This window comes from Mycobacterium sp. TH-M103, from assembly GCF_057473785.1.
In genome coordinates this window covers 1-7,674 of sequence record NZ_JBYCLG010000209.1, presented here as the reverse complement: position 1 = coordinate 7,674, position 7,674 = coordinate 1, and the positions used below count along the sequence as shown (strand labels likewise).

General features: G+C 70.0%; 10 protein-coding genes. 4 read left to right on the top strand and 6 right to left on the bottom strand.

Annotated elements, in window-relative coordinates; genetic code table 11:
* The 5 genes from AC2VOR_RS11955 to AC2VOR_RS11935 form a co-directional block, all read right to left on the bottom strand.
* On the bottom strand, positions 1 to 422 hold a 422-nt coding region (locus AC2VOR_RS11955), incomplete at its 3' end, for an AI-2E family transporter (protein ID WP_486963849.1).
* Between the two features lie 63 nt (positions 423 to 485).
* Positions 486 to 1,568, bottom strand: coding sequence for a 3-beta-hydroxysteroid dehydrogenase (locus AC2VOR_RS11950; protein ID WP_407685605.1), 1,083 nt, complete (start codon positions 1,566 to 1,568; stop codon positions 486 to 488).
* Positions 1,569 to 1,610: 42 nt separating this feature from the next.
* Positions 1,611 to 1,859 carry an exodeoxyribonuclease VII small subunit gene (locus AC2VOR_RS11945; protein ID WP_369737375.1) on the bottom strand — a complete coding sequence of 83 codons (249 nt, stop codon included), beginning with the start codon at positions 1,857 to 1,859 and terminating at the stop codon, positions 1,611 to 1,613.
* Positions 1,849 to 3,099: an exodeoxyribonuclease VII large subunit gene (gene xseA / locus AC2VOR_RS11940; RefSeq protein ID WP_407685604.1), complete on the bottom strand. Its 1,251-nt coding sequence runs from the start codon at positions 3,097 to 3,099 to the stop codon at positions 1,849 to 1,851. Before xseA ends, AC2VOR_RS11945 begins: the two co-directional genes overlap by 11 nt.
* Positions 3,096 to 3,701 carry a lipid droplet-associated protein gene (locus AC2VOR_RS11935; protein ID WP_407685603.1) on the bottom strand — a complete coding sequence of 202 codons (606 nt, stop codon included), beginning with the start codon at positions 3,699 to 3,701 and terminating at the stop codon, positions 3,096 to 3,098. Before AC2VOR_RS11935 ends, xseA begins: the two co-directional genes overlap by 4 nt.
* 100 nt (positions 3,702 to 3,801) lie before the next feature.
* Between AC2VOR_RS11935 and AC2VOR_RS11930 the strand changes: the two genes are divergently transcribed.
* A complete protein-coding gene (locus AC2VOR_RS11930) occupies positions 3,802 to 4,800 on the top strand; it encodes a 4-hydroxy-3-methylbut-2-enyl diphosphate reductase (protein ID WP_407685602.1) in 999 nt (332 codons plus the stop codon).
* 6 nt (positions 4,801 to 4,806) lie between these two features.
* Here AC2VOR_RS11930 and AC2VOR_RS11925 read toward each other — a convergent pair whose 3' ends face one another.
* On the bottom strand, positions 4,807 to 6,000 hold the full coding sequence (locus tag AC2VOR_RS11925) for a DUF6542 domain-containing protein (protein ID WP_407685601.1): 1,194 nt from the start codon (positions 5,998 to 6,000) through the stop codon (positions 4,807 to 4,809).
* A 140-nt stretch (positions 6,001 to 6,140) separates the two neighbouring features.
* On the opposite strand from AC2VOR_RS11925, the gene ychF reads away from it, so the two are divergent.
* The 3 genes from ychF to AC2VOR_RS11910 form a co-directional block, all read left to right on the top strand.
* On the top strand, positions 6,141 to 7,214 hold the full coding sequence (gene ychF, locus AC2VOR_RS11920; RefSeq protein WP_369737381.1) for a redox-regulated ATPase YchF: 1,074 nt from the start codon (positions 6,141 to 6,143) through the stop codon (positions 7,212 to 7,214).
* A gap of 87 nt (positions 7,215 to 7,301) precedes the next feature.
* Positions 7,302 to 7,499, top strand: coding sequence for a type II toxin-antitoxin system VapB family antitoxin (locus AC2VOR_RS11915; protein ID WP_144952320.1), 198 nt, complete (start codon positions 7,302 to 7,304; stop codon positions 7,497 to 7,499).
* Positions 7,496 to 7,674 (top strand): PIN domain-containing protein (locus AC2VOR_RS11910; protein WP_486963850.1); only part of this gene is annotated, 179 nt, incomplete at its 3' end. The genes AC2VOR_RS11915 and AC2VOR_RS11910, both read left to right, overlap by 4 nt.

Sequence of the window (7,674 nt, the reverse complement as noted above, 5' to 3'; positions counted from 1 at the left end):
ACGGTGAGCGTCGCCTTGCGCAGCGTCTCCGCGGTGATCGTCACGTGCGCGAACGGAACTCGGGCCGCCACGCCGTTGACGAGCTGCAGCGTCCTCTGGCCCAGGCCGCTGAGGTCGGTCGTCCGGACCCAGCCGGCGATGCCCTCGACCATGCGCGAGATCTGAGCGATCGCCAGGACGACCAGCAGGCCGATCGGCGCGATCACGCTGGCCAGCGCCGACAGCAGGGTGCACGCGGCCGACAACCCGGTGCCCAGGCGCCTGTTGAACCACAGGAACAGTGGCGTGAACAGGTATGCCCCCACCGCGGCCACCACGATGAGCACGAAGTAGTCGCGCAGAAAATACGCACCGAACAGCAGCGCGACCACCGTGATGACCGCGAGGGCACGCTTTTGAGTGAGCGTGAATTCGGTGTTCACCGGACCGCCTCCGCCTCGCCGTTGAGCGCAACCTTAAACCCCGGTGACGGGCTGCGGCGGCGTCTAGCGAGTGGCCGCCGGCACCCGGCTCTTCATCTGTTCGAACAGCTCGACGTAGTAGGGCAGGCATTCGGTCAGCGCCTGCTCGGTGGTGAACTTGGGCCGATATCCGAGGTCCCGGGTCGCCTTGGCGATCGAGAAGAAGTTGTCCAGGTACAACCGCTCGACCGCGAGGGGCTCCAGCAGCGGCGCGGGCATGCCGAACCTGAAATGCAGTCGCTGCCAAACGGTCATCGCCGCCCGCACCATCGGCCCGTTCACCCGCACCCGGGGCCAGGGCTGCCCGCACGCCTCCACCACCGGCCGGGCGAACTCGAACATGTTGATCGGGTCGTCGTCGTTGATGAAGTAGGCCTGGCCGGGTGCGGTGCCGCCGGGCACCAGATGCTCGGCGGCCAGGATGAAACCGTGAATCAGGTTGTGCACGTAGGAGTTGTCCAACCGCGCCGACTTGCGGCCGATCAGCACCTTGACGTGGCCGGCGATCACGCTCTCGAACAGCTTGCGGAACATCGTCTGGTCCCCGCGACCCCAGATGCCGCTGGGCCGGATCGCGCACGTCAGCATGCCGTCGATTCCGTTCTGGGACAGCACGAATCGCTCGGCGACCACCTTGGTCTCGGTGTAGAGGTCGTTGAATCGTGCGGTGTAGGGCAGCGTCTCGTCGCCGCCGGCGATGTTCTGGCCGCCCATCACCACGCTGTTGGACGAGGTGTAGACGAACCGCTTCACCCCGGCCGCCTGCCCGGCGCGCACCAGGTTCTCGGTGCCGCCGACGTTGACCGCGAAGCTGCGCTGTCGGTACGCGTCGGTCACCGACGCGCCCCCCATCAACTCGATCAGGGCAGCGGTGTGGAACACCGTGTCGATGTCCTCGATCGCCCCGGCGCACACGGTCGTGTCGGTGATGTCCCCCTCGACGACGTCCAGGCCGGGATGCGGGGGCAGCGGCGAGGGCGCGCGGTCGAAGGAACGGACCCGGTACCCGCGGTCGAGCAGCGTGGTGACCAGGTTGGCGCCGACGAACCCCGACCCGCCGGTGACCAGGACACGGCCGAGTTCGGTTGTCAGTGATGCATCGCCCATGGGCGAAGCTTAACTGAAACACGTTCCAGTTCGGGCGCGCACTCAGGCGTCGTCGGCCTCGCCGGCGGCGAGCGCGTCCTCGATGCGTTGCCGGGCGCCAGCTAAGTGCTCCTCGCAGCGTTTCGCCAGTTGTTCGCCCCTTTCCCACAGCTGTAGCGACGCGTCGAGGTCCAATCCGCCCTGCTCCAGGAGGCGCACGACCTCGATCAACTCGTCCCGGCAGGCCTCGTAGCCGAGCTCACTAATGGGCGTAATCGGCCGGTCCCCTCTGCTGTCGTCGTCAGGCGCCATCTGTCTGCCCCTCGCTCACCGCGGCCACGGCACCGTTGGCGACCCGTACCCGCAACCGGGTGCCCGCCGGCGCGTCGTCGACCGACCGCAGCACCGCAGCGGGCCCCGCGGCGGTCACCGTCTGCACCACCGCGTAGCCGCGGGCCAGGGTGGCCGCCGGCCCCAGCGTCGTCAGCCGCGCGCGCAGGTGCCCCACGCGCTCCGCCTCGGCCGCGACCAGCCGGGTGATGTCGCGGCGCACCGCCGAACGCGCGCGGTGGACCTCGTCGGCGCGGGCCGTCAGCGCCCCCAACGGCTCGGCCAGCACCGGGCGGCTCCGCAACTGGGTCAGCAGGCGCTGTTCCCGCGACACCCAACTGCGCAGCGCCTGCGCGCTGCGCCGGCGCAACTCGTCGACCAGGCGCTGCTCGGCGGCGGTGTCGGGAACCACCCTCTTGGCCGCGTCGGTGGGGGTGGCGGCGCGCACGTCGGCAACCAGGTCGCACAGCGGGTTGTCGGGCTCGTGGCCGACGGCGCTGATGACCGGCGTGCGGCATGCCGCGATGGCGCGGCACAGCGTCTCGTCGGAGAACGGCAACAGGTCCTCGACGCTGCCGCCGCCGCGGGCCACCACGATCACGTCGACGGCGGCGTCGCGGTCGAGCTCGCCCAGTGCCTCGACGATCTGCGGGACGGCGTTGGGCCCCTGCACGGCGGTGTTGCGCACGGCGAAGCGGACCCCGGGCCAGCGCGCCCGCGCCACCGCGATCACGTCGTGTTCGGCGGCGCTGGCCCGGCCGGTGATCAACCCGACCGTGTTGGGCAGGAAGGGCAGCGGCCGCTTGAGCCGGGGATCGAAAAGCCCTTCGGTATCCAGCAGCCGGCGCAGCCGGTCGATGCGGGCCAGCAGCTCACCGATGCCCACCGCGCGGATCTCGCTGAGCCGCAAGGAAAACGTGCCCCGACCGGTGTAGAAGGACGGTTTGCCGCACACCACCACCTGGGTGCCTTCGGCCAGTTTCACCGGCGCGCCCAGCACCAGGTCGCGCGGGCAGGTCACGGTCAGCGACATGTCGGCGGCCGGGTCGCGCAGCACCATGAACACGGTCTTGGAGTCGGCCCGCAGGTTGACCTGGGCCAGCTGCCCCTCCACCCAGACCGTGCCCAGCCTGTCGATCCAGCCCGCGACACGTACCGCCACCGCGCGAACCGGAAACGGGTTCTCGGCCGAGTTCGCCTGCGGATTCGCCGCTGGTGTCACTTGGCGTTCGCGCGGGTGATCCTGTTGGCGAGCAGCGTCTGGAACGGGGCCCGGGCCTTGGTGGCCTGCTCGTAGGCCAGCAGGGATTCGAGGTCCTCGACGCTCAGCGACGGCAGCCGGGCGCGCAACTGGGCCAGCGTCAGCGTGGCGTACCCGATGTCGGCCGCCACCGCCGGTTCTGGTGCCGCCGCGCCGCCCCCCGGCCGCTTGGACCGCCCGCCGGCCTTGCCCGGCGTGTCGGCAAGCCCGCCCTCGGCGGCCTCGGTCACCGAGTACAGCGCGAATCGCCCCTCGGTCAGGCGATCGGTGCCGCCCTCACCCGCACCGGGCGCTGCGGGCGTCGCGGCGGTCTCGGGCACGTCCTCGTCGAACGTCGCCCACTCCGGCTTCTCCTCCTTCGGCGGAAAGATCGACTCCAGCGTGCTGTCGCCCTTGATCACGAGCTCGGCCAGGTTCTGCTGAAAGCGCATCACGACTTGGGCGGCCTGGCTGGCCAGCGTCATCGGGTACATCAGGATGGTCTTCGGCAGCCTGATCGTTTCCTCGACGCAGACCGTCGCCGCGCCGACCAGCAGCCGAACCCCATACGGTGCAGGAGACATGGGTCCAAGACTGCCTCAACCGGCGGCCAACGCCAAGCCCGGCGCCGCGGCGCGGCGCCGCCGTGTGCCCTTCCGGCCGCCGAAACGTACCCTGAGTGTCATGCCACCGACTGTCGACATGGGGATTCCCGGTGCCTCCACGACCGGGCGATCGGGAGCCGACGACCCGACCCGCAAGCGGGTGCTCCTGGCGGAGCCGCGCGGCTACTGCGCTGGTGTCGACCGGGCCATCGAGACCGTCGAACGGGCGCTGGAACGGCACGGCGCGCCCGTCTACGTGCGGCACGAGATCGTGCACAACCGGCACGTGGTCGAGACCCTGCAGCAGGCCGGCGCGGTGTTCGTCGAGGAAACAGACGAGGTTCCCGAGGGCGCCATCGTGGTGTTCTCCGCGCACGGGGTCGCGCCGACGGTGTATGCCGCGGCCGCCGAACGGAACCTGCAGACCATCGACGCCACCTGCCCGCTGGTGACCAAGGTGCACAACGAGGCCAGGCGCTTCGCCCGCGACGACTACGACATCCTGCTGATCGGCCACGAGGGCCACGAGGAGGTCATCGGCACCGCCGGGGAGGCGCCCGAGCACGTGCAGCTGGTCGACGGCGTTGCCGCGGCCGACAACGTGACCGTGCGCGACGAGGACAAGGTCGTCTGGCTGTCCCAGACCACCCTGTCGGTGGACGAGACCATGGAGATCGTCGAGCGGCTGCGGCAGCGTTTCCCGAAGCTGCAGGATCCGCCCAGCGACGACATCTGCTACGCCACCCAGAACCGGCAGGTGGCGGTCAAGGCGATGGCTCCCAAGTGCGAGCTGGTGATCGTCGTGGGGTCCCGCAACTCGTCGAATTCGGTGCGGCTGGTCGAGGTTGCCCTGGGCGGCGGCGCGGGAGCCGCTCACCTGGTCGACTGGGCCGACGACATCGACCCGGCGTGGCTGGAGGGCGTCACGACGGTGGGTGTCACCTCGGGTGCATCGGTCCCGGAGGTGCTGGTGCGCGGGGTGCTCGAGCGGCTCGCCGACAATGGCTTCGACGTGGTCCAGCCGGTGACGACCGCCCAGGAAACCCTGGTGTTCGCCCTGCCCAGGGAGATCCGCTAGGAACAGCTAGGCGTCGTGCTCCCAGGATTCGGCCGGGAACCGGCCGTTCGAGCGGGATCGCGGACGGTACTGGCCCCGCGGCTCGGCCCTCGACTCGTCCACCGGTGCTGTCGCGCGGTAGCGGACCTGCGATATCGGGTGGTGCGTGGATTCGGCGCCGTTGGTGGCGCGGCGCCGCTTCGGTTCGCCGGCCGGCTCGTGGCGGCGGTCGTAGCGCTCATGGGTGTCGTAGCGGCCGTAACGCTCGGACGCCCCCGGCAGGTCATACCTGTCGTAGCCGTCGAAGCGGCTGCTGCGCGGCGCCGGCCGTTCGTAGGGGCTGCGACGGGGGCGGGGCTCCCTGGGCGGCAGCTGGCCGCGCGGGTCCGAGTCGGGCTCAGGGCGCGGGCGGCGCCGCGAGCGACGGGGAGGCTGCGCGGCGTCGTAATCGCGCGCCGGAGCCGCGCCCCGGCGGCTTGACCGCCGCGGCCGCTCGGCCGTCGCTCCCCGCTCGTCGTCGAGTGGCTGTCGGGCGTGCCGGGAACGGCCGCGGGTGGTGCGTGTCGTCGTTCGGGTGCCGCGCGCCGACCGCCGGCGGGCGGTCGAGGCGGTGGTTCCCGCGCGGCTCCGGCGCGCGCCGGAGGAGCGGGACTCGTCGGCGTCTTCGCCGTCGGCCCTGGGCCGCAGCAGCGCGTGCAGCCGGGCGGCGATGTCCTTGACAACGGAGTGCGCGGCCGGTGCCGAGGCGTCGGCGTCGTCGGCGTTGCCGGCCTTGTCGGCCGCGATCAGCCGGTGCGACATTCCGAAGTACCACCGGAGCAGCCCGATCAGCAGGACGCCGCCGGCGGTGCCCAGCATCAGCGGGAACCGCTCGATCAGCGGGTAGCCGCAGTTGATCAGCAGGTCTTTGAGGTGGCCGATCTTGCCCCCGTGGAACAGCCAGTAGGCGCCCGGCACCGCGCAGAACAGGATCAGCGGCGGCTGGATGACGGCGGTGAACAGGCCCTCTTGCCGCACGGCCAGCACCGCGGCCACACACCCGGCGATGTAGAAGCCGGCGAAGACGTGGGTCAGCTCCTTGTGGCCGGCGTCGATTCCGTAGCCGACGGCGGTCGCGGTGACGGCGATGAGCAGGGCCGTCCACCAGGGCACACCTGGGATGTTGGGGTGGACCGAGCGATGGGCGGTCTCCACCGCCGACCTTGCCCGCTGTGCTGACACACGTAGACCGTACCGGCAATGACCCCAAAGGCGCGTATATAGCGGGCCGTCGCGCGGGCGTGCCCTCTTTCCTCACCTTTTCTTCCACCGGTGAATCCGCGGCGGGTCGGCGCCGCCGCGGAGCCTAGACTTGGTTCCCTGTGAGCCTGAGCCTGGGAATCGTGGGTCTGCCCAATGTCGGCAAGTCGACGCTGTTCAACGCGCTGACCCGCAACAACGTGGTGGCGGCCAACTATCCGTTCGCGACCATCGAACCGAACGAGGGCGTCGTTGCGCTGCCCGATCCGCGGCTGGACAAGCTGGCGGAGATGTTCTCCTCCGAGCGCGTCGTGGCGGCGCCGGTCACCTTCGTCGACATCGCCGGTCTGGTCAAGGGAGCGTCGGAGGGGGCCGGGCTGGGCAACAAGTTCCTGGCCCACATCCGCGAGTGCGACGCCATCTGCCAGGTGGTGCGCGTGTTCGCCGACGACGACGTGACCCACGTCGCCGGGGCGGTAGATCCCAAGTCCGACATCGAGGTGGTCGAGACCGAGCTGATCCTGGCGGACCTGCAGACGCTCGAGCGCGCCGTGCCGAGGCTGGAGAAGGAAGCCCGTAACAACAAGGAGCGTAAGCCTCTCTACGAGGCGGCGCTGAGCGCCCAGCAGGTGCTCGACGGCGGCAAGACGCTGTTCGGCGCGGGTGTGGACGGTTCGGTGCTGCGCGAGCTCAACCTGTTGACCACCAAGCCGTTCCTCTACGTCTTCAACGCCGACGAGTCGGTGCTTACCGACGCCGCGCGCGTCGCCGAGTTGCGCGCGCTCGTCGCGCCCGCCGACGCGGTGTTCCTCGACGCGGCGATCGAGGCCGAGCTGAACGAACTCGACGACGAGTCGGCCGCCGAGCTGCTGGAGTCGATCGGGCAGACCGAGCGCGGCCTCGACGCGCTGGCCCGCGCCGGTTTCCACACGCTCAAGCTGCAGACCTTCCTGACCGCGGGGCCCAAGGAGGCCCGGGCGTGGGTGATCCACCAGGGCGACACCGCGCCCAAGGCCGCCGGGGTGATCCACACCGACTTCGAGAAGGGCTTCATCAAAGCCGAGATCGTCTCCTACGACGACCTGATGGCCGCCGGCTCGATGGCAGCGGCCAAGGCGGCCGGCAAGGTGCGCATGGAGGGCAAGGACTACGTGATGGCCGACGGCGACGTGGTCGAGTTCCGGTTCAACGTGTAGAGCGCGGGGTGCGGCTCAACGTCTTGGTGGTGACACCGGAAATCGTGGCAGCATGATATGCATCAATGATGCGCGTAGGGGTGTGCTGTGAGGACAACCGTCACAATCGACGATGATTTACTGGCCAAGGCTGCCGAGTTGACCGGCGTGCATGAAAACGTCGCGCTGCTGCGCCAAGGGTTGCAGACGCTGATCCGAGTGGAAAGCGCTCGCCGTCTTGCCGCGCTCGGCGGAACGGATCGCGAGGCGACGGCCGGTCCCCGGCGGCGTGGTGTGACTGAATGATCCTGGTCGACACCGCAGTGTGGATCGATCACCTCCACGCGGCGGAGTCGAGACTGGTCGAGTTGCTGGAGGCCGATGGAGTCGGCTGTCACCCGTTGGTCATCGAGGAAATCGCGCTCGGGTCGATCTCGCAGCGGGATGTGGTGCTCGACCTGCTCGCGAATCTGCGCCAGTT

Bases quoted from the DNA above. Each gene is read 5' to 3' on its own strand.
- AC2VOR_RS11950 (WP_407685605.1), bottom strand. From the start codon at position 1,568: ATGGGCGATGCATCACTGACAACCGAACTCGGCCGTGTCCTGGTCACC.
- AC2VOR_RS11945 (WP_369737375.1), bottom strand. From the start codon at position 1,859: ATGGCGCCTGACGACGACAGCAGAGGGGACCGGCCGATTACGCCCATT.
- AC2VOR_RS11935 (WP_407685603.1), bottom strand. From the start codon at position 3,701: ATGTCTCCTGCACCGTATGGGGTTCGGCTGCTGGTCGGCGCGGCGACG.
- AC2VOR_RS11930 (WP_407685602.1), top strand. From the start codon at position 3,802: ATGCCACCGACTGTCGACATGGGGATTCCCGGTGCCTCCACGACCGGG.